This is a genomic window from Candidatus Methylacidiphilum fumarolicum (assembly GCF_949774925.1).
Taxonomy (GTDB): Bacteria; Verrucomicrobiota; Verrucomicrobiia; order Methylacidiphilales; family Methylacidiphilaceae; genus Methylacidiphilum; species Methylacidiphilum fumarolicum.
Genome location: NZ_OX458932.1, coordinates 207,544 through 228,018, shown reverse-complemented (window position 1 = coordinate 228,018; position 20,475 = coordinate 207,544). Strand labels below are relative to the sequence as shown.

18 protein-coding genes and 2 riboswitches are annotated in these 20,475 nt (G+C 43.4%); of the genes, 12 read left to right on the top strand and 6 right to left on the bottom strand.

All coding sequences use genetic code 11. The features are described from left to right. Positions 1–340: 340 nt before the first annotated feature. From QOL44_RS01035 to QOL44_RS00985, 11 genes are all read left to right on the top strand, one after another. Positions 341–1,324 carry a DHH family phosphoesterase gene (locus QOL44_RS01035; protein ID WP_009059871.1) on the top strand — a complete coding sequence of 328 codons (984 nt, stop codon included), beginning with the start codon at positions 341–343 and terminating at the stop codon, positions 1,322–1,324. A 35-nt stretch (positions 1,325–1,359) separates the two neighbouring features. Next, entirely contained in the window at positions 1,360–2,073 is a 714-nt protein-coding gene (gene truB, locus QOL44_RS01030; protein WP_009059872.1) for a tRNA pseudouridine(55) synthase TruB, read from the top strand. Continuing rightward, complete coding sequence (locus QOL44_RS01025; protein ID WP_009059873.1) at positions 2,030–3,019, top strand: bifunctional riboflavin kinase/FAD synthetase; 990 nt, start codon at positions 2,030–2,032, stop codon at positions 3,017–3,019. Before truB ends, QOL44_RS01025 begins: the two co-directional genes overlap by 44 nt. Positions 3,020–3,140: 121 nt before the next feature. After that, positions 3,141–3,671: a DUF2165 family protein gene (locus QOL44_RS01020; protein WP_009059875.1), complete on the top strand. Its 531-nt coding sequence runs from the start codon at positions 3,141–3,143 to the stop codon at positions 3,669–3,671. Positions 3,672–3,807: 136 nt separating this feature from the next. Beyond that, positions 3,808–3,903: riboswitch (Fluoride riboswitch) on the top strand. Positions 3,904–3,922: 19 nt separating this feature from the next. Then, a complete protein-coding gene (locus tag QOL44_RS01015) occupies positions 3,923–5,698 on the top strand; it encodes an efflux transporter outer membrane subunit (RefSeq protein WP_009059877.1) in 1,776 nt (591 codons plus the stop codon). 40 nt (positions 5,699–5,738) lie between these two features. Then, positions 5,739–5,812: riboswitch (Fluoride riboswitch) on the top strand. 149 nt (positions 5,813–5,961) lie between these two features. Then, entirely contained in the window at positions 5,962–7,476 is a 1,515-nt protein-coding gene (locus QOL44_RS01010; protein WP_009059879.1) for an MFS transporter, read from the top strand. A gap of 28 nt (positions 7,477–7,504) precedes the next feature. Beyond that, positions 7,505–8,839, top strand: coding sequence for an efflux RND transporter periplasmic adaptor subunit (locus QOL44_RS01005; RefSeq protein ID WP_009059881.1), 1,335 nt, complete (start codon positions 7,505–7,507; stop codon positions 8,837–8,839). Positions 8,840–9,510: 671 nt separating this feature from the next. After that, the gene (locus QOL44_RS01000) at positions 9,511–9,918 is read left to right on the top strand and encodes a universal stress protein (RefSeq protein WP_009059883.1); all 408 of its coding nucleotides are present in this window, start codon (positions 9,511–9,513) and stop codon (positions 9,916–9,918) included. 87 nt (positions 9,919–10,005) lie between these two features. Further along, the gene (locus QOL44_RS00995) at positions 10,006–10,419 is read left to right on the top strand and encodes a DsrE/DsrF/DrsH-like family protein (RefSeq protein WP_009059885.1); all 414 of its coding nucleotides are present in this window, start codon (positions 10,006–10,008) and stop codon (positions 10,417–10,419) included. Between the two features lie 20 nt (positions 10,420–10,439). Then, a complete protein-coding gene (locus tag QOL44_RS00990; protein WP_009059888.1) occupies positions 10,440–10,682 on the top strand; it encodes a sulfurtransferase TusA family protein in 243 nt (80 codons plus the stop codon). A 23-nt stretch (positions 10,683–10,705) separates the two neighbouring features. Continuing rightward, entirely contained in the window at positions 10,706–11,851 is a 1,146-nt protein-coding gene (locus tag QOL44_RS00985) for an NAD(P)/FAD-dependent oxidoreductase (protein ID WP_045086765.1), read from the top strand. Between the two features lie 26 nt (positions 11,852–11,877). Here QOL44_RS00985 and QOL44_RS00980 read toward each other — a convergent pair whose 3' ends face one another. Further along, complete coding sequence (locus QOL44_RS00980) at positions 11,878–12,465, bottom strand: transposase (protein WP_048814713.1); 588 nt, start codon at positions 12,463–12,465, stop codon at positions 11,878–11,880. Positions 12,466–13,127: 662 nt separating this feature from the next. Further along, positions 13,128–13,679: a GNAT family N-acetyltransferase gene (locus QOL44_RS00975; RefSeq protein WP_009059894.1), complete on the bottom strand. Its 552-nt coding sequence runs from the start codon at positions 13,677–13,679 to the stop codon at positions 13,128–13,130. A 167-nt stretch (positions 13,680–13,846) separates the two neighbouring features. Between QOL44_RS00975 and phoU the strand changes: the two genes are divergently transcribed. After that, positions 13,847–14,524, top strand: a complete 678-nt coding sequence (phoU, locus tag QOL44_RS00970; protein WP_009059897.1) for a phosphate signaling complex protein PhoU — start codon at positions 13,847–13,849, stop codon at positions 14,522–14,524. A gap of 442 nt (positions 14,525–14,966) precedes the next feature. Here the strand turns inward: phoU and QOL44_RS00965 are convergent, their stop codons facing one another. The 4 genes from QOL44_RS00965 to QOL44_RS00950 form a co-directional block, all read right to left on the bottom strand. After that, positions 14,967–16,673, bottom strand: coding sequence for an IS1634 family transposase (locus QOL44_RS00965; RefSeq protein WP_045086412.1), 1,707 nt, complete (start codon positions 16,671–16,673; stop codon positions 14,967–14,969). Positions 16,674–17,090: 417 nt separating this feature from the next. Continuing rightward, on the bottom strand, positions 17,091–17,288 hold the full coding sequence (locus QOL44_RS00960; RefSeq protein WP_009059938.1) for a hypothetical protein: 198 nt from the start codon (positions 17,286–17,288) through the stop codon (positions 17,091–17,093). Between the two features lie 768 nt (positions 17,289–18,056). Further along, positions 18,057–19,820 (bottom strand): SIR2 family protein, encoded by a 1,764-nt coding sequence (locus QOL44_RS00955; RefSeq protein WP_009059935.1) that lies wholly within the window; start codon positions 19,818–19,820, stop codon positions 18,057–18,059. Continuing rightward, a complete protein-coding gene (locus tag QOL44_RS00950; protein WP_009059933.1) occupies positions 19,813–20,091 on the bottom strand; it encodes a hypothetical protein in 279 nt (92 codons plus the stop codon). The genes QOL44_RS00955 and QOL44_RS00950 overlap by 8 nt, the downstream gene beginning before the upstream one ends. Positions 20,092–20,475: the final 384 nt, after the last annotated feature.

Below are 20,475 nucleotides of genomic sequence, written 5' to 3'. Positions count from 1 at the left end.
CCCCAAGTATAGAAAGCGACTACTATTATAAATACAAGCAATACGAGAAGATCGAAGAGACGAAGAATAAATCTGCTCATAAATTTCCTTTTTTTCTATGGTCCAACAGCCTAGCTAGGAATTTTTTTTTAAACCGACTGTCTTTTTGCCCTAGCAGCTAAAAACTTCCAACTGAATATTTTTCTCTTAAGATACTGAATCCGTTTTTTTTTCCTTTGATCTTTTTCTTCCCGCCTTTACATTAGATACTTTTTAGAAGAAAACAATCCAAATCGGCAAGTAAAAAAGGAAGCCTTGGATAGATAGAGAGCACAATTGATCACTTTGAGACTCATTTGTCATGAATATAAACCTAGACAACAACGCTGATGTATCTGCAATCGGAACGTTTTTTAAAGAAAATCATTCTTTTGTCATTCTATCACATTGTCGGCCTGATGGGGATGCTTATGGATCAGCGATCGGTCTTGGGCTGGTACTGAAAAATCTCGGGAAAAAAGTTGATGCGTATATAGAAGAAGGTCTTCTAGAGCATTTTGCTTTTTTGCCTGGAGCCTCAATTCTTAAGGCTCCAACAGAAGTTGCTCCCGATCCACAAACTAAAATTATCACGGTGGATTGTTCGAATATCAAAAGACCCGGTCTCTTTTTCGAATCCTGGAATAGGCCAGTCGATCTGAACTTTGACCACCATATTGACAATACTCGATTTGCTACCCTCAATGTCGTCGAGCCACAGGCTTCTTCAAGCTGCGAAGTCATCTTTCGGTGTATCGAGAAACTCTCACTACCCTGTCCCAAAGAAGCTGCCGCTAATTTTTATGTTGGTCTTCTAACTGATACCAATGCCTTTTGTTTCCGCTCTTTTCCTCCAGAAACTTTCGAATTGGCTGCAAAACTTATCCGATTGGGTGCTGACCCAGAATTTTTATCCGTCTGCGCTTTTAGAAATTACCCATTATCCCGCTTTCTTCTATTAAGAGAAGTGCTTAATCAAACACACTTTGTCGAAGAGGCCAAAATAGCCTATTACATTCTTACAACTGACATGTATCTCAAAACTGGTTCCAATCGAGGAGAAGCAGAAAACTTCCTTTACTATCTATTAATGGTCAAATCGGTTGTGGTAGCCTTCATGCTTGAAGAGCTATCCCCTAATCTCATCCGTTTAAGCCTGCGTTCCTCAAAAGACTTTGATGTTCGTCGAATCGCTTCAAAGTTTGGAGGAGGAGGACACATACGGGCAGCTGGTGCGCGCATTAAACTGGATCTCGAGCAAGCTAAAAAAACTGTTTTATCAGAGATCAAAGCTTTGCTTGACTAAACAGCTAAAACTACAAGTGTTGATGGATAGATCACATGGATATTGACGGCGTACTATTGGTGGATAAGCCCAAAGGCTATACCTCCCATGACATGGTTGATTTTGTAAGGAAAAAATTCAACATTAAAAAAGTTGGTCATTGCGGTACCTTAGACCCAATGGCCACAGGGTTGCTCGTGCTCGTTCTTGGAAAGGCGACAAAGATTCAGGATCTGCTGATGTCAGAAGACAAACGCTATGAAGGGGTCCTCCGCCTTGGCCAATCAACAACCACTCAGGATTCCGATGGGAAGATCGTGGAAGAAAAGCCTGTCCCTCCTCTCTCTTTAGAAGAACTCAAACAGGTCTTTGATCGGTTTGTGGGCGACTTCTATCAAATTCCACCCATGATTTCAGCCATAAAAAGTCACGGAGTGCCACTCTATAAACTAGCTAGAGAGGGAAAAGAGGTAGAAAGGAAACCAAGACTTGTCCATGTCTACTCCTACCAAATAAAAAAATGGGAACCACCATTTGTCGACTTCGAAGTTTTCTGCGGTAAAGGCTTCTACGTCCGCACCTACTGTTATGATATAGGACAGGCTCTTGGCTGTGGCGGGCATCTTTTTTCCTTGGTTCGGACTCAATCCGGAAATTTCAAACTGGCTCAAGCCCTGCCCTTTGATGTTCTTAAATCCATGCTGAGTCCCAAAGAGTTATTAAACCATGTACTTTCTCTACCAGAAGTTTCCAGAATCCGCAGACAATGAGGGGGGATCCACGCTCTCCTCTGTAAAAGAAGAGGAAATTCTCTCCCTGTTTGCTCTTCAGGAAAATAAGCAAATTGAAAATATAGCTATTGGTGTGTTTGATGGGATTCATCTTGGTCACCAGAAAATATTAAGAAACTTGCTTTCTTTAGGATCGAAAGAGAACAGTCTGGTCATTACGTTTGAACCACATCCTTTGGCAATTATCGCGCCTGAACGGGTTCCACCAAAACTCGTTTCTCTACAGCAGAAGAAAACCCTTTTTGAGATCTATGGACTCAAACACATTCTTTTTATTCGATTTGATCAGCGACTAAGAGAACTTACAGCAGAAGCCTTTATAATAGAGCTAAAGAAAGCTTTCCCAAGATTAAAAAGAGTCGTGGTGGGAGAGGATTTTCGATTCGGCTGGAATGCGGAAGGCAATGTACGTCTTTTAAGAGAAAAGGGCCACCTATTAGGCTTTGAAACCATTGTCGTCACACCTCTATTGTTTCAAGGACAATCCATTTCCAGTACTAAAATAAGAAAAGCCATTGAACGAAGAGATTTTAGCTTAGCCTCTCAACTCTTAGGGCGCAGCTATCGAATCGAAGGGATTGTGGGGACCGGACAGGGAGTAGGCAAAACAATTGGTTTTCCCACAGCCAATTTAGAGCATATCGTCCAACTCCTCCCCCCTCCTGGGGTTTATGGCTGTCAGGTAGTCTATAATAAAGAGATTTTTATAGGTGTCGCCAACTATGGACGCCGTCCTACTGTCCAGGAAGAAGGGAGGCTTAATCTAGAACTTCATCTGATAGATTTTGAAGGCAACCTGTACGGACAAACGCTTTCCTTATTCAATTTCCATTTTCTTAGAGAAGAAAAAAGATTCCTTTCGGTTGAAGAACTTAAGCAGCAGATAGCTAAAGATATCGAAAAAACAAAAAGTTTTTTTCTATGATCGCCTCTGAAGAACCCATAAAATACCTAGGGAATAGCTGCCTAAGCACCCTCTAAGCTCTTGTGGAATTTGGTTGATGAACGATAAAGAAGAGGAAAAAGCCAACTGTCTTATCTAGCTAATGTCCAATCAGCCATCCTATCATCCTTCGTTTTTTCAGGCCGCTATCAGGATTTCCAAGATCCTCATCCTTTTGTTCTTTTCTTTCTATTTTCTTTTAATCGCCCTAAACAACCTCTTGGATTATGAGACTAACTATACCTACCTTCGGCATGTCTTGCTTATGGATACCATTCCAAAAGCTTCTCATCTCCATTACAGGGCTTGGAACTCACCCTTTCTCTTCTCGTTAGTCTACAATAGTCTCATTCTATGGGAAGGCCTTTGTGGGACGTTGCTTCTCATAGGAACTTTTTTTCTTCTTAAGAACTTTTTTAAATCACCAATCGCTTTTCAAAAAGCCAAAAGCGTCGGCATCGTCGGGCTTAGTCTTGGGCTCATCCAATGGCTCTATTTTTTCATCCTTGGAGCCGGAGAATGGTTTCAGATGTGGCAAAGTAGCAATTATAATGGCTTACCTCAAGCCTTTAGAATGTCTATTTTAATCCTCATTTTTCTTGTCTATTATGTGCCCTTAGAACCTGATGCCTAAAAGTCTTGTAATTGAGAATCTCTCATATTGTCCGTGGAATAAGAAGGAACGAAAAAGACGGTTGGTTCTTTTAAAAATTTTAAAAAAAATTTTTGACAACTGATTCATAAAAGAATATTCGCTAGCCAAAAGCAATTAATAATCTGGCAATGGAGTTTGCCAGCCCGCGTTTTCGAAGTGTTTTGGGCAAACCCCTTTTCTTTTAGGAAAAGGCGATAACTCCTACTTCAAAGAACAGGGCTGCAAACACAATGAGACCGGGAAAAAATGATAAAAAGATAAAGGAATCAATCCATCAGTGTCTTTTCTTTTTGAATAAGCAGCAGAGGCTCTCAGCTTTTACCTTAGCCATCCGCCAGATTCTTTTCTTGAGCTCTGTTATCATTTTTCATAACTGCTCAGTGGGTCCTGATTATAAACCGCCCAAAGTCGATGTCCCCTCTTCCTGGAAGTGGGGAGAAGAAAAGAAGACAGCTGGCCAAACAAAAGAGTCTTCGGCCTCGAAAACGGCTGGGCAGTCAAAAAACCCCATCGATCCACAAAGTGTAGACTCCCTAAAAAAAGCAATAGAAGAAGCTAAGAAAAATCCTGGGAAATGGAAATTAGCAGCACCCAAAGATTTTGTCAAAAAAGGGGAATGGTGGAAGATTTTCAACGATCCTGTACTCAATCAACTGGAAGCGGAAGCCGAAGCAGCCAATCAGCAGATTAAAATGGCAATGGCTAATGTTATTGAAGCTCGAGCAGGAGTAGGCGCAGCCTTGAGCGCTTTTTTCCCGCACACCAATTTCACGCCAAGTTATCAGCGCTGGAAACTGAAAACGCATCTGCCGTGGCTTCCTTTTATTTTACCTGAACCTATCTTTTCAACTGTTCCAATAAACGGCCTTCCTGCCGGATCCATCATCGGAACCACTCATTATTATGGATTTCAGCCTACGCTGAATATGTGGCAGGTCTATCTGAATTCAAATTGGGAACTTGATATTTGGGGCAAATTAAGAAGACAACTAGAGGCAGCTAAAGCAGAAGCTCAAGCTTCGCAGGCAGAATTAGAAGGAGCCAGGCTAACCATCCATGCCGATGTGGCTCAAGCCTATTACCTACTAAGATATCTAGACAGCCAACTAGAAGTCATGGAAAGAATGATCCGGGTCTATGAAGATAATTTAAAAAGGGTAGAAATCAGATATAAAAGTGGGCTGTCCAATGAACTAGATCTGGCAAGAGCAAAAACAGATCTTTCACGGATTAAATCCCAATACATCGCTTTAGAAAGCCATAGAGCAAAAGTAGAGAACTCGATTGCACGGCTTCTTGGCCAACCCGCCTCCACTTTTCATTTTCCTCGAAAACCACTGAAAGAAGAACCTCCAGCGATTCCCACAAGTCTACCATCGGAAATCCTCGAGCAAAGGCCAGATATTGCACAGGCTGAAAGGGAAATGGCAGCAACCAATGCCATGATCGGCGTTGCCTACGCCGCCTATTTCCCTTCGGTCAATCTGAATGCGTATTTTGGATTTTTCAATACGGATTTTGGTCAACTCTTTACTTGGCCATCGAACTCCTGGATTTATGGCCCATTAATAGATTTGCCTATTTTTGAGGGAGGAAGGCTTTTAGCTAATCTCATGCAGGCTCGAGCAGCGTATGAAAAAGCCGTGGCTTCCTACAGGGAAACCGTTCTGACGGCATTCGAAGAAGTGGAAAATGCACTCATTGGGGTCCGGCTCCTAGAAGAAGAACAAAAGGTTGAAGACGAGCTAGTGGAATCGGCAAGAAAACAATACGACCTAGCAATGGATAGGTTCCAAAGAGGGCTTTCGCATTATATCGAAGTGGATACAACAGAAAGCCTCTGGCTGAATGCTATTCTCACCGATATTGCCTTGCGCGGAGAAAGGTTTATTGTGCGCATTGCCCTTATTCGGGCTTTTGGAGGAGGATGGAACGAGTCTTCCATGCGGCCTCCCCAGATCCAAAATTCAGAATCCAACCCTTACCCAAAGCGTCAAACAAAATAACATATTTTTGTTGAAAATTGCATCATTCTAGATATACAAACAACTATTGGGCGATGGGGCTCGCCGTCCGTTAACCGCCACTCCTTTGAGAAGGCTGATAGCTCCTACGATTACCTATTAAGAAAAGGAGACCACATGGTAAAGAGGCGGATAACGGCAAACTTCAAGCAAAGGGCTTGCTATAAGCTCTCTTCTTTTTGTTCTCCTTCTAAAGGTACTCCAAACAATCCCGCTTCTTTCCTTCGATCATTTTCCGATTCGGTATGAACAAAACCATCAAAACTTTCCTGCTCTTTACTCTTTATTTTCTTCTCCAATGCCTCTGTTTTTTTCAATCTGGTTCCTATACCGATATCATTCCATATGCAACGGCTGAACTTGGCCAAAGTCAAAGTCATGGCTCATGGACCAACGGATTTTTTTTCCTAGGCCAAAGTTTTGGTCTTCTGATCGCTACCCAAATTAGTCTTCAATACGGTAGAAAAAAAACAGTTTTTTTCTTTTCGTTTCTTCTAGCAGCCAGTTCGTTGTTCTGTGCGTTGTCCCAAAACTTTTACCTTTTCTTGGTTGGACGTACCATCCAGGGGATTTGTTGTGGCGTACTCATTCTTGGATCTCAAAGCTTAGTATTCGAACAAAGCCCTGATTCATGGCGACTGATGCCGTTGATGCTTGGAGCCGTAGCCAGTGTCTTGCCTTTTACCATCGGTCCAGTGGTTGGAGGATATGGCAAGGAACTAGTGGGTAGAGAGTCGATGAGCTGGAAATATTGGTTTGTACTGAGTGCTGCTTGCCTTTTAATCTTGAGCTTTCTTTTGCATCTATGCTTAGAGGACACCAAGGAAAGGATAGAAAAAAGACCATGGGACTGGAAGGGACTCATTCTTTTGTCCAGCATGCTAGGACCCCTACAAATGATCTTCAATATGGGGGATGATTACGAATGGTTTATTTCACCCATCATCGATTTTCTTTTCTTCCTGGTTGTGATCAGCTTTGTTTGTTTTATCTATGTGGAAACAACCACCAAAGAGCCACTGGTAAGGATCGATCTTTTTCTCAGAAAAAACTTTTTGATCGGCACTTTTTCTCTTGCATTCGGTTTTCTCCTTTTCTACGGGCTTTGGACAACGCTTCTTGTTCGGCTTCAAAATCAAAGTTTGTTTCCTCCTCATTTAGCAGGAATCCTCTTTGTCAGCATGGCTCTCTTTTCTACTCCCATCGTTATATGGTTTCCACGACTCCTTGGTAGAATTTCCTTACGCCTCAGCTCCTTTGTTGTCTTTTTCCTTTTGGGCATCGTCTATTGCTGGATGGGCTATTTCGATTTCTACCAAAAGCGTTGGTTTTGGATGCAGCCCTCTTTTTCATTTATTCTCCAAGGAATATCTTTAGGCCTTTTTTTCTTATCGCTAACCAATCTTATTATTTCTGGTCTGTCTCCTAAAAACCAGCTGCGGGCTATAGAACTTTCCAGTAGCCTACGGATTCTGGCTCAAGGATGGGCTTCCCCCCTCATCGGCACCCTTATCTATCACCGAATCGTCTATCATAAGATGAGACTAGATGAGTGGTTAGATAGAGGCAATCTCTTTTTGACGGACCTGTTTTTAAGATTTAAAGAGCAGGGCCTGGGCAAAGAGATAGCCATACGACTGCTCGATCAATCGGCAATCACCCATGCCTTTATTTTAAGCCTTAACGATGCTTTCCGGCTCTGTGGAGTGGGATTCCTTATTCTCTCTGGAATTATTCTCTTGGCTAAAGAAAAACGATGAAGGAGGCATAAAAGAGGAAAAGAAAAACATGAAAAAAGACGCAGAGCAGAATAATGGGAAAAGGACCTTTCCTTTTACAGAAAAGGGACGGCAGAAAGAAAGCAGAAGCCGCTTTGAGCGTCTTTTCCATGTTATTATTCTTTCCTGGAAACGGGATTGGAGGGCATGGCAGCTTACTAGAAATAAATATGTGCTTCCTTTACTTTTTCTTTTCTTCTTGGCCGGCTGGTGGTTTTTCTTTTCAAGCAACTGGGTGGCAACTAACGACGCCTATGTGACAGGCAATGTCATTCCCGTCAAAGCACAAACTTCGGGCAGAGTAGTGGAAGTACTCGTCGAATCCACTCAGTATGTTAAGAAAAATCAGGTGCTTGTCCGATTAGACTCCTTAAACCAGAGAGTCGCCTTCGAAGGAGCCAAACAGAATCTAGCCATGGCCGTGCGTAAAGTTGAGGATCTGTTCAATAAGGCCAAATCCCTGAGAAACAAAATAGCCGCTCAAAAAGCCATATTAGGACGACAGCGGTATGATCTAGGGCTTTATGCTTCAGGGAGCAAAGCAGGCGTCGTTTCTGTTCAGGACGCGATTGATGCCCAATGGAAAGTGCAGGAAATAGAATCAACGATTCGTCAGCTGGAAGATGAATTACATTCTACGGAATCCTGGATTCAAAAAACGACCGTTTGGGATAATCCTATTGTGCTCAAAGCAGCTGTAGATTTGAAGAATGCTTATCTAGCTCTTTATAGGTGTCAAATTGTAGCCCCCGTGGCGGGTTATGTGGCTAGAAGATCGATTCAGGTTGGAGATGAAGTCACACCCGATCGACTGCTTATGAATATTGTCCCCTTGGACTATTATTGGGTAGTAGCTAATTATAGGGAAACTGAACTAAGAAAAATGAAACCTGGCCAACCGGTTAAAATCAGAGCTGATATTTATGGGAGGCGTTATTTATACCATGGAGTGGTGGAAGGCTTAGAGCCTGGCTCTGGAACCGTATTTGCCTTGCTTCCTCCCGATAATGCCACAGGCAATTATATTCATGTGGTGGAACGAGTCCCTGTAAGAATTCGGCTTGATCCTAAAGAACTAATCCAACATCCATTAAGACTGGGTCTATCAGTGGTCACCAAAGTAAATGTCTCCCACAAGGGAAGTTCCGTGCTTAAACCAATCACTGAAATTCCAGCCAATGCCAAAACTAGCGATTATACTTCGACTTATTTCAGCGAAGAACTTTCCGGTGTTGATGATCTCATCAAAACAATCATTGAAGAAAACCGCTATCCTCAATCCGAATCTAAGGATACCTTAAGCCAAGATCTAGAGACTCCACCCTCTGTGCATCCAACAAACTAACCACTTTTCTTCTGAAAAGCTCCCCCTATTCCAGTCCCAGCTCACCAACCTTACGCCGTAAAGTAACTAGTCCTCTAGAAAGATTCCCCTTGCCTAAAGTATTGATGCTAGCCCATATTTGGAGAAAATGGGCGGATGTTGGGAGTGCTCCAGAGGAAAGAGAGTGATTTTTTGCGTATCGTCCTGATTCAGTGGCCAAGCGGAAAAATGGACCAATATATTCGACTAGTAAAGTGATTCTACGATCGAAGATCTTCAAGAAGAAGAAACTCTTAACTCCTCACTTGGACAGGCTTGTTGAGCTTTTGAAAGGAGAGCTGCGGAAGTCGACGAGGAGCTGGAAGCTGGAATCGGAAGCGGTTTCGGGTGGATCTTTCCGCCTTGAAAATTGGTTCCTTGGGGCCTTGGAAACCCAAAAATAAACCAAAAAAACCCACATAGTGACACATTGGAAAATGCTCATTGATAATCAACACGTTACATGTATTTTATCAAACCTCGGCTAGGCGTATCGCAAACTTCTGCAAAATGTTTTGGTCATACACAAGCGTTGCAAAGCAGGAAAATGAAGCTTGAGGGGGTACAATGGACAGATTCAATATAAACTTCATCTAAAGCGCATCTTTCACATTGAGGGCTATTGATTTTGAGGATAAATTTAACGAAACAAAATGCATGTAGAAAAGATCCTGGTAGGATACGATGGTTCCGAATCATCAAAGAAAGCTTTGTCCTTTGCTTTACAAATCGCAAAATCCTTCAGTTCGAAAGTAACAATCCTATCGGTTATGCACGCCCCTGAATTCAATCAAGACATGGAGTTTGTTTTAGAAAGAGAGAAAATTGTTTCGGATTTAAAATGGGCGATGGAAAAAGCGGCAGAAGAAAAAGTAGAGCTGGAGGTTAAAACGGAGATGGGAGATCCTGCCGATCGCATCCTAAAGCTTGCTAAGGAAGGGAACTTCGATCTTGTCGTTTTGGGACGAAGAGGGCTTTCTAGAGTTGGTTATTGGCTTACGGGCTCTGTCTCTGAACGTGTCCTTCGTCATAGCCCCTGCTCCATTCTGATCGTAGAATAAAAAAACGCGACCTTAATCAAAATAAACCATTTATTTTCTTGAGTTTTCCAAACTACTATTTTATAGTTGTTATTACAAGGATTAATTATGGAAGATAAAATCTCAATCATTCTTTTTTCTGGAACTGTCGATAAGCTCTTGGCAGTAGCAACAATCGCTTCTGGGGCTGCAGCAATGCAGAAAAAAGTTCAAATTTTTGTGACTTTTTATGGTCTTCTTGCCTTTAGAAAAGACGCGTGGAAAACGAACCGAAGGCTTAGTAAGGATTTTGAGGATTTTGCAACTGAAGCGATGAAAGCCATGGAAGAAAAGAAAGTTCCCAGTTGGCTTGACACCCTTAAGGTGGCGATGGAAATAGGGGATGTGCAGGTGCATGCTTGTGGCCTGACCATGGATCTGCTGGCTATTAAACTTGAAGATTTGGAGCCAGTTGTTAGCGATGTTGTGGGCGTTGGGACTTTTGTTGAAAATGCATCTGGAGGCCAGATTCTATTTATCTAACAGCCCAAAAGGAGAGTATTATGGAAGGCATTAAAATCACAAAAGAGGTGGATGCTCGCGGGAGTTTTTGCCCGGGACCTCTCATGGAAATGATCCGACTGATTCGATCGGCACAAGTTGGAGATGTTGTGGCAGTCATTTCTGCAGATGAAGGAACCAAAAAAGATTTGCCTGCATGGATCAAAAAGGCAAAACATGAACTGATAGCTGAAGAGCCTGTCGAAGGCGGTGCTACCCGATTCATTTGTAAAAAGCTCCATTGAATCCAGCCGATGGAGGATTTATTATGGCTAAGAATATTTTAATATTGGGGGGTGGAACAGGTGGATCTATCGTTGCTAATATTCTTGCAAGATCTTTAAGTCCTCAAGATGCAAGTATTACCGTCATTTCAGCTTCTCCTCAGCATATTTATCAACCTTATCAACTCTATATCCCTTTTGGTTATCAAGATCCTCGAAAAATTGCACGTTCAGAAAGATCGCTTCTCCATCGGAGGGTTTCCTTGGTTGTTGATCCAGTCGAAGAGCTGGATGTTAAAAATCAAACGGTAGTTTGCCGCTCCCACAAATCTTATCCCTATGACTATCTAGTCATTGCTACTGGCTCCACCGTAGATGAACAGCAAATCCCCGGTTTTAAAGAGGGAGCTGATCATTTTTATACGCCTGAAGCTGCTTTTGCCCTCTATGAAAAACTACAAAATTTCAATGGAGGCACCATTGTTGTGGGGATTGGAGGACTCCCTTATAAATGCCCCGTGGCACCGATAGAATTTACGTTCATGCTAGAAGAATTTTTGACGAAAAAAGGAATTCGTCAGCAATCTGAAATTATTTATACTTTTCCTCTTAACGACGTTTTTAATATTAAAACGGCGGCCGATTATATAAAAGCTGACTTCGATAAAAGAAACATTAAAACTGAGCTTTTCTTTAACCTCGCTGAAATCCATCCCGAAAAAAAGACAGCCGAAAGCATCGAAGGCACGGAACTTTCTTATGATCTCCTTGTCATGACTCCTCCTCATAAAGGAGCCCCTTTTCTTAGAGGACATGAAATTGCGGACGCTGATGGATGGATACAAACTGATAGGCACTCACTTAAAGTTGCACAATTGGAGAATGTTTGGAGTTTGGGGGATACAACGAATTTACCGATTAGTAAAGCAGGAAGCACAGCCCATTTTCAAGCTCCCGTTATTGCTAAACAAATTTGTTCAGCAATAAGAAAAGAAACGGTAGACCCTGAAAAAGTGAAATATAATGGCCATGTCGCCTGTTTTATCGAATCTGGCTACGGGAAAGCAACAATGCTTGATTTCGATTACGAGCATCCTCCCCAGCCTCCTCCACCAACGGAATTTATCCATTTTCAAAAACTGGCTTTGAACAAGTTCTACTGGTATCTTATCCCGAAGGCGCTTATTTAAAGTTAGTTAAAGCTAACACAACCCCTCTATTGCGTTAATTTGCAGCAGAAGAATAACTTTTTTGTACTGTGAGATTCTATCCTCTCTGGCAGCCAGTGCTTTAGCCAGAGCCCTTGGCTAGTTAGGTAGAGAAAGCCATTCTCTTCTGATATCTCTTGCTCTTCGATGTCTTGTTTGACGAAAGTCAATGAGGCTTTCCATCGCTTGAGAAAGAAGTAGGCACGGCCCCAAGGAACTGGCTTATGGCGATGGACACGGGTGATCGTTGATGCAAACTCTCTGCGAAGAAAGCGATAAGGAGTTGTATTAAAACTCTTCACGAAGCAGCTGAGTACAAGATTTGATGGCAAACCAAGCAGCAAGTGAAAAGGATCCGATTCTCCATTGAACTCTAGCAACTGTCTACCCATCCTTTCCAGTGAATTTCCAGGATCTATCCTTCCAATACCGTCTAGGATAAGCTTTATAAGACTAGCTGAGGCATTCAACCCTTTTGAACATTTGAGGAACGGAGGAGAGCCGGGAAAGAGGAAAAGCGAAGCATTGATTTTACCGAGTAGTACCGATTGTCTTACCGAATTCCACTCCCGCAGCGTGCTTCTCTCCTCGATCATTGCTTAATCGGCTCAGGTTTCCCGCAAGAGGCTAGGTCTTGTCTTTCAGTTCCTGCACGCCCGACAAGACAAAAAGCCAGGGTTTTCCCCCCGCTTCCAGCTCGGGTTGGTAAGCAATCCTCTGGCTCACAAAGAGACACAGTTATTTGTATCTAAGAATGCAAAAAAGACAAGAGCCAAGCTCACAAAGCTCTTTGCTTGCATCGCCAATATTCGATAGACCCCTTAGCACAAGCTTCTCTCCAGCCTCACCAGATGGTTTCATCCCATTGTCATCGAAGAGGTGAATGGGGCCGGGATGCTGAAAAAGCCCTCTCCTCCCCCGATCCATTTCTGGCAGGAGTGTTTTCGAATTCCGGTGACAACTGAAATACCAGGCGGAATGGTGTAGGGGGGACAGTGGACCTGCCCGGACTATGGAACACGCTAGGACCGGGACGTGAATGCGGTCAGGAATCTCCTGGCGTATGGCTTGGCTGCCTTAAGCGTCTTTACGGCTAGTTCTAGCGAATGTGAAGCCTGGGAAGAGGAAGACTTTGACCGTCGCCGCAAGATAGCGGTGAAGCGGCCTCGATGAATCTAGAAGTCATCTTTGTTTCGGTTGACGAGCAGAAATGAGCAAGTCTGACGGAACGCCAGGAACATAGAGAGCAAAGGCTTAATTATTCCTTCCTCTCTTCGGATAAAAGCCCATAAACCAGAAGATCTTCAAAAATTCCTCTAACTTTCAAATGCTTCCGTAAGCATCCTTCAAACTTCATCCCCAACTTCTCAATCAGCCTTAAGGAAGCTATATTTCTAGCTAAACAGTAGGCAGAAATTTTATTGAGTTTTAAGACATTAAATGCGTAATGTAATACCGCCCGACAGGCTTCCGTGCCATAGCCTTTAGACCAATACGATTTTGCAATCCAACAACCAATTTCAGCACGCTCATGACGTAGTTCATAAAAAAGGATCACGGCACCTATCAATGTAAGATTTTTCTTTAAAATTATAGCTAGACTTAAACTTTCACCCTTTTTCATCATATCCATATGCTCTCTTAGCCAGGAGGCCGCTCGATCGACACTGTCTGGATAAGTTATCGATCTGGTTCCCCAAGAAGAATCAGGATCACCAGCTAGCTGGACAACCCTTTCTTCGTCACTAGCTTCCAATGGTCTTAAGATGAGTCGATCAAGGACGATCGGAAAAGGATTATTCTCAGTCACCGTGACTTTTTAAGTGAAAATAAATTGAATAAAAAAAAATTACAAAATATTCAAAAAATATTTACATCCTTTTTTTAACACTTCTCTATTTTTAATAGTAATTTCTATTAGTAAGAAAAATAGCAACCAAACCTTGAAAAAGCAATTACTCTATCCAAAAGCTAAGCATGATAACTATTGAGCAGATCCGCGAAACTCTTCTTTTGATGGCTAGCATAGCTGCCCGCAGTCTTCAATTAGCACTCAAAGCATTGATCGAGCGTAATGATGAATTAGCAAAAAACGTCATTAAAGGAGATGAAGATCTCGATTCTTTGGAAGTCAAAATTGACGATCAAATTATCACTTTTATCGCTACTCATAGCCCTGTAGCCATCGATTGTCGATTAGCCCTTGTCGCCTCCAAAATTTCTAGCGATCTTGAGCGAATTGGAGATCAAGCCGTTACAATTTCTCGAATCGCTCTTCAATTGAACGAGAAACCTCCCTTAAAATCTTATTTCAACATTGAAAAAATGGCTGAAATCACAAGAAAAATGTATCAGGAAGCTATCGATAGCTTCATTACTGGCAATCCAAAGGAGACATTAAGTGTGGTTAGAGAAGACAAAATTGTTGATAGGATGAACAAAGAACTTTTTGGTTGCCTAGTAAAAATTATGAGGGAAGATCCAGATGCTATTCCTCAAGGTCTTAATCTTATGCTAGTTTCAAGAGCCATAGAACGAGCGGCTGATCACGCCAAAAATATAGCAGAAGAAGTCTATTACCTTTACCGAGCAAAAGATATTCGACACAAAACCAGTCTCATCAACGTTAAAAAAGTCATCGATGGAAGCCCTTAATTACAAAGATCTTAGGATATAAAGAGTATCTTTTTGCACTTCAATAGGCTTGTTGGAGGATTGCTTAGCATGGCTTCTCTCTCTTGGTAAACAATTTAAAAGAGGGTTTTTTAGTGCTAAGCTTTTAGCACTTAATTTAATGGAATAGTCTCTTCGATTCTAGAGATAGATCCAGACGAAGCCAGAGGGGGAAAAGGATCAAACACAAAAAAACGATCAGGAAAAAATTATGTCTATTTTCCTTTTTTTGAGCGCTATGGGAAAGGTAGCTACACGAAGTTCGGATCTTAAGAGATATTCTTTGAATTCTTCTTCGTCTTTTCCCATATATTTAACAAATGCAACTGTTTCTTGAAAATCTATATCACCAAGCCGGCTAACCCATGTTTGGTGAAATTTTCGTAAGTTATTGATTATCAATGGTCCTTTTTTCAATGTGTCACTATGTGGGGGTTTTAGAGGTTCTTTTTTTGAGTTTCCAAGGCTCTAAGGAGCTGATTTTCAGGCCGGAAAGGATCTGACGCGCCTGTCGGTTTCCTGCCGTGACCCCGCGGTGTTTGGTGCCTCCAACATCTGCCTCGACGACGTGGACGGTCCGGAGGTGAGTCAAGGCCTCTTCGGTGGAAAAGGGAAGCTTGGCTAGCTTTAGCTTTTTCTCCAAGAGTCGGTCAAGCAAGAAGGCCAAGGCGGCAACAAAGACATGGGCCTGGACCCGCTGGGGATCATGGTGATAGATCGGACGCATCTCTAGGACATCCTTTAGCTTCCGAAAGGCCCGTTCCACTTGGCTAAGCTCCTTGTAGGCACCTACGGCCTCTACCGCGGAGAGATGTTTTTCTTCTGTCAAAATGAGGTACTTGCCTTCCAAAAGCTTCTCCTCTTCCAAGGGCTCTTGAGAAAACTCGAAGCGACCGGAAGAAAGACTCCAGCGGAAGTAGCGATGCCCATGATGGGCCGAGAGGATGCGCCCGGCAGCAGCTCCGATTTTCTCAGGATCTCGAAGCTCTCCTTTTTCCACCCGCTTCGCCAGCTTCTCCAGCTCTTCCCGAATCTTCGAGACCGCTGCCTCCCGCATCGCTTGCTCGTAGGCGAGCCGCTCGGCACTCTCCACCACAAAGATCCGCTGCCCCGGGAGACGTCCCGGAACTTCGCAAACCCGGTCGTTACTTCCCGAAGCACAAGGCTGCCAGCAGCCCGCTTGCGCCTGGCAAAGATACTCTAGGACCTCCGGGCTTCTCCGCCGCCGAAGTCCCACCAAAAACCCATGGCTCTGACTCCAGAGAAAACCCAAGTTGGCCGTGCTCACCATCCCCCGGTCCCCCACAAAAACCACCCGCTGAAGCCCAAAACGCTTCTCTAAATCCTCCACCACCCTCTGTACCGTCTCTCCATCCTTAAGATTGCCTCGAAACACATGGTGGGCAATCGGCCAACCATTCACCATCACGACCCCCAAAAGAATCTGCCGATTGCCTTCCCGCCGGTCCCGACTGTACCCAAATTGAGCTAGCTCCTCTGGCCCTTCCCCTTCGAAATAGGTGGAAGTCAAGTCGTAGAAGACCCTCTCAGGCTGGAGGGAAAAAAGATCTCGCAGCCGACTAAAAAGCCCCTCTTCCAGCTCTTCCTTCCGTTGAATCAGCTCATCCAGCGTTCGATACCAAGGCCAAAGAAACCGATGGTCCACCCGCACCCGACCATTTTCCTTCCATATCGGCAGAATCCGTTCCCCCCTCCAATCGGCTACATAATCCGTCTCTAACCACTGGGCTAAGGCATGTTCGCTTCCTGGACAAATCAGCCGATGAGCCACCAAAACAAACGCTCTCTCCTCAAGAGAAACAGCTTGCGGCCTCTTACCAGATGCCTCCAAAAGCTCCGGAAACCCTAACTCCTCCCAAAGAGCCCTCGCCACCAAGGTCGGTCCCCAAACTGCCGCCGATTTTGCCTTCCAGCTTCCCGTCGTCTTCGGCGGCTCTCCTCTCAGAAGCTCCACAAGCCGGTCCACATGCGGAGCCAAAAGCTCCTTCCGCCCCAGATTGGCAATCGTCCGCTGCTTAATCTTCCCTCGATCGTAGTAGCTCTCCACCAGCCGAACATACTGGTCCACCTTCCCGCTTGGCCGCCGAATCGGCACGATCCGCAAAAACATAAAGAGACATTATTTCAAAACGCCAACGAATGCAAGAATAATAGAACAATAACTTAAAAATAGTTATTCACAATGTAGCACTATGTTTTTGCAAAAATCGCTTCCTCTCCCCTGGAGCACCCCCAAAATTAGCCCATTTTCACCAAACATGGGCTAACAGGAGCACAATCAGTGGCAAAAAATAAGCAAATCCAGTCAAACCTCGTTACAAAAGCGAAAAAGAACCTATTCCTCCTATTTGATTTCTTCTTCATTTGAAATCTTTTCGGTAACACCACTTGTTTTATTCCGATATTGTGAATACACAGTTTTTGCTTGTTCAACAATCACAAGAGCCTTATTCAACTCATCTTCTAGTTTTGCAGGATCCCAAGTTGCTGGCTGAATCTATTCTATAGTTTTTAGCTGATCACTAAATTAAGAATGGATGGATTCGATCTCCTCTAGTTCTCTTTTCAGTTCTCCTGCTTGTCTCTCATGAAGAAGTAACCCTCTGAGTAGTAAGTCAGCATCTGTTTTATGGTCTTCTTCATAGGTCCTTTTTTTCCCGTAATTCTTCGAGTTGTTTTTTTGCCGCTCAATTCCTTTTTTTCCTCTTTCTAGATCAAGAAACATTTTCTTGAGCCTGTTAAACTTTAATATTCAGATCCTCTATGGAAAAACGGTTTACGCTATCATCGTTCATGGTTTCCTTTATAGGATAGCCGCAAATAAAGACTATTGGTTTTGACTGATCTAGAGAAACTATAAAGCATTCGATCGTATTTTTTGAAATAACCACCTCTGTTTTCATCACTAAAAATGGTCTGTCAAAAAGAAACAGAAAGAATTATTTATTTTTTCACTTTCAATCTATTTATGGTGAAATAGCCTAGACAAGTGGCTGAACCCTTAAGTCGCTATAACACAAACTATTAATAAGTAAGTTTGCACAAGTGATTACTCAACGTGGGTGCGCTCTACAAACACATTTCCCCGAAAGGGTGCGGTGCGCATAGATAGAGTAAAATTGCTATTCAAGATGTGAGTAAGGCTTTGGTAAATTGCCTAATGCACACTCTAAAGCCACCGGAGAATTGGATCAATCGACTCAGAATATGTTCTTTTTTCTGGATTTTGCTAGATCAGGCTATTTCGTTGCCATAAAAGAATGACGGCTGTTTTAGTGCAACAGTATTACTTTTCGCCGAAAATTGGATTAATGGAAAATTAGACTCTCCCCTTCTTATTCATCGCTTCAATAGATTATAACTCTCAAGTTCCTACGTATCGTTACGAGTAGCCTTACAACAAACATCAACCCTTCAAAAGTCGCATAACCACCACGTTCACCCCCATCCTGTTAAAATGTGGCAGCAATTATGTTCCTATGAGTTCTAAAAATCAATTCGCACTCCTCCTGGGGTAGCACGCTTCACGGAACGCCAGGTTCCGATGGGCCAACCACAGCTGGTAAAATCTATCCCAACTTTCGGTGAACTTGAATCGTTCGACCACTTTTTTAGGAAGAACTTCTTCCGGCTTAAAAATTTCTGAGTTCACAGCGTCTGTTCTATTGATATCAATTCGTCGCAGGTAACGTCCGAAGGGAACGTTGTTTTCTTCGATTCGACCCAAATTCACAAAATCTAAATACTTAAAGGAAAGGAGATGTTCAAAGCGGTCAAAGACTTCCTCATAGTTCTCCTCTGCCACATACTCCAGTAATGCCGGCTGCATCTCTTTAAAAAGAAACTCGCTGCCCGGCGCCTTCACTTGGGATTCTCTTTCTAATGTATTCCTTGCATTCCACTCTTCCAAAACTCGTTTAGGGTTCAAAAGGCCAACCGCCGGAATTTTTTTTAACTGGGTTGTATCCGTACATTCGGCGTGACAAAGCAGAGCAACTAGATTCTTCCAACGCTGGTTAGCGAGCGCAGCCAAGCCAGCTCCATAAAAACAGCGGAGTGCTGGATAAAAACGGAGCAGCTCGTATTCGGAGGAATAGGCAATGCTCATCAACGACAACGGACCAAGGCTCTCAATCGCTCGAATCAAGAGCTTCGTGTGTTGTCCGGGATCGTGATAGGCAAGCGGCAGGAGCATAGAGAGTAGAGAATCGCTCATCGTTTGGTACGCTTTCCTCCGTCTGCAGTACTCCCCGGCGACAAATGAGCAATTAGTTGGAAAGTTGGCAGAAACGATTCTCTCTTTGGTCTCCTGGATTTCCAGGCTAATCAAATCATGAAGCCGAATCCGATAGCGATGTTCGGCAAGGTAGAGCTTGACTTCCTCTTTTGCCAAGATGGGATGATTGCGGCCTAAAGCTTCCACAGCCTGGACTTTGGTCAACAGATCTTCAAAAAAACTATCGGCATCCGAAATAGGGATCTGAGTTGCCCCCCGCAGACTAATCAGTCGACTGGCCTCCTCCTCGAGCGCGCCTTTGTAAGCCCAAAAAGTGGTAAACCGATGATTTGTGGATCGTTCAAGCGCTTTACGCAAGGCAATGTCCCATTTTGCCGACCAACCACAAACGATAAGCCCGAATTCTCCAAGGATTCGGTCCAGGAGACGATTGATCTCCTCGGGATACTCCTTGAGTTCCGATTCGGTGTTTAGAATTCGGGAATCCCGATAATCGCCGTGAATCTTCCAAACCAAACAACGAACCGACCAAAGAGAAGAGAAGCCCGATACCTGCTCATTCGTATAAATCATAGTTGGTTCGATTCCCCTTTCCGAGAGTGCGGTTTGGAGTAGACGATCAAAATTCGTGGTGAGGATTACCCGTACATATCCCAGATGCACCAGTTCCGCAATGGCGCGATGGGCTCGCGAAGGCAGTTTAAGACCTCGTTCTCGCTCTTCCTTCGTCGGTTCAAAATACGAGCTTAGCAAAGCTCGCCGTTCATCGGGGGTTTTAGCAAGCTCCTCAAGAAGATCAGAATAATCCGGCGGCTTATTGTAAGAACGCTCATACCATTCTCCCGGATCGCCTTCAATCTGCTCTCCTTTCGATATTGCAACCTTGCGAATGAGATCGCACGTAATTTCCCATCCCGTCGGAATTCCGGCAGCATGAGAAACACCTGAGCCGACCAAAATTGCGTATGCTCCTTTATTGGCCTGAAGCAAAAGCGAAAGCGGGATGATTGGATCAATCATTAGTTAAAAGAGCGTTGATTTGGCCCACTGCGAAAGGCTCCCGAGTACACCATCCAGATAAGAGGATCGGTTTCAACACTGGTCCGACGCTAGCCTGCAAATAAAAATCGTTTGGCAGCATGCCAAATCGAACACAAGCATCTTTGATAACTTTTAAAACAGCTGAAGCAACCCGTCTGGTTTCCATCCCAATGTAAAATGCGAACGTTGCATCCGTTATCGCTATCAACTCTAGATCGTAATTGCGATGATTAAGTTTCAAATCAAGCATGCCGGATATCCTATACAAACGATACAGAATTGAATTTCCTTTCTACCATGATACCATGTCGCGGGATTTTTCCCGAATAGATCATTGACGATCTTCGAAGCAGCATCTTTATCCTTGTTCAAAATAAATAAAATTTTAGAAAACTATCGAATAATAAGATTTTTGTCAAGATGGATTTATATGACAGAATCCATTAAATCGAACTTAAAACAGACCATTCGCTGAATCGATGAAGATGGAAAAGATCAGAGGCGTTATATGAGTGTGGCAATAAACAACTTTCTTACTATCGTGGTCCACCGCATGTCTCCATACATTGGGACGCTTTACCGAATCACAATTTATCAGGAAATAGCCTAATTTGGTCCTCTGACAACGCAAGAA

What these genes read in the sequence shown, in the direction of transcription:
- QOL44_RS01010 (WP_009059879.1), top strand. Translation starts at nt 5,962, where the DNA reads ATGAACAAAACCATCAAAACTTTCCTGCTCTTTACTCTTTATTTTCTT.
- QOL44_RS01025 (WP_009059873.1), top strand. Translation starts at nt 2,030, where the DNA reads ATGTACTTTCTCTACCAGAAGTTTCCAGAATCCGCAGACAATGAGGGG.
- QOL44_RS00955 (WP_009059935.1), bottom strand. Translation starts at nt 19,820, where the DNA reads ATGATTGATCCAATCATCCCGCTTTCGCTTTTGCTTCAGGCCAATAAA.
- QOL44_RS01000 (WP_009059883.1), top strand. Translation starts at nt 9,511, where the DNA reads ATGCATGTAGAAAAGATCCTGGTAGGATACGATGGTTCCGAATCATCA.
- QOL44_RS00950 (WP_009059933.1), bottom strand. Translation starts at nt 20,091, where the DNA reads ATGCTTGATTTGAAACTTAATCATCGCAATTACGATCTAGAGTTGATA.
- QOL44_RS01015 (WP_009059877.1), top strand. Translation starts at nt 3,923, where the DNA reads ATGAGACCGGGAAAAAATGATAAAAAGATAAAGGAATCAATCCATCAG.
- phoU (WP_009059897.1), top strand. Translation starts at nt 13,847, where the DNA reads ATGATAACTATTGAGCAGATCCGCGAAACTCTTCTTTTGATGGCTAGC.
- truB (WP_009059872.1), top strand. Translation starts at nt 1,360, where the DNA reads ATGGATATTGACGGCGTACTATTGGTGGATAAGCCCAAAGGCTATACC.
- QOL44_RS00980 (WP_048814713.1), bottom strand. Translation starts at nt 12,465, where the DNA reads ATGATCGAGGAGAGAAGCACGCTGCGGGAGTGGAATTCGGTAAGACAA.
- QOL44_RS01020 (WP_009059875.1), top strand. Translation starts at nt 3,141, where the DNA reads ATGTCCAATCAGCCATCCTATCATCCTTCGTTTTTTCAGGCCGCTATC.
- QOL44_RS01005 (WP_009059881.1), top strand. Translation starts at nt 7,505, where the DNA reads ATGAAAAAAGACGCAGAGCAGAATAATGGGAAAAGGACCTTTCCTTTT.
- QOL44_RS00965 (WP_045086412.1), bottom strand. Translation starts at nt 16,673, where the DNA reads ATGTTTTTGCGGATCGTGCCGATTCGGCGGCCAAGCGGGAAGGTGGAC.
- QOL44_RS00995 (WP_009059885.1), top strand. Translation starts at nt 10,006, where the DNA reads ATGGAAGATAAAATCTCAATCATTCTTTTTTCTGGAACTGTCGATAAG.
- QOL44_RS00990 (WP_009059888.1), top strand. Translation starts at nt 10,440, where the DNA reads ATGGAAGGCATTAAAATCACAAAAGAGGTGGATGCTCGCGGGAGTTTT.
- QOL44_RS00985 (WP_045086765.1), top strand. Translation starts at nt 10,706, where the DNA reads ATGGCTAAGAATATTTTAATATTGGGGGGTGGAACAGGTGGATCTATC.
- QOL44_RS01035 (WP_009059871.1), top strand. Translation starts at nt 341, where the DNA reads ATGAATATAAACCTAGACAACAACGCTGATGTATCTGCAATCGGAACG.
- QOL44_RS00960 (WP_009059938.1), bottom strand. Translation starts at nt 17,288, where the DNA reads ATGTTTCTTGATCTAGAAAGAGGAAAAAAAGGAATTGAGCGGCAAAAA.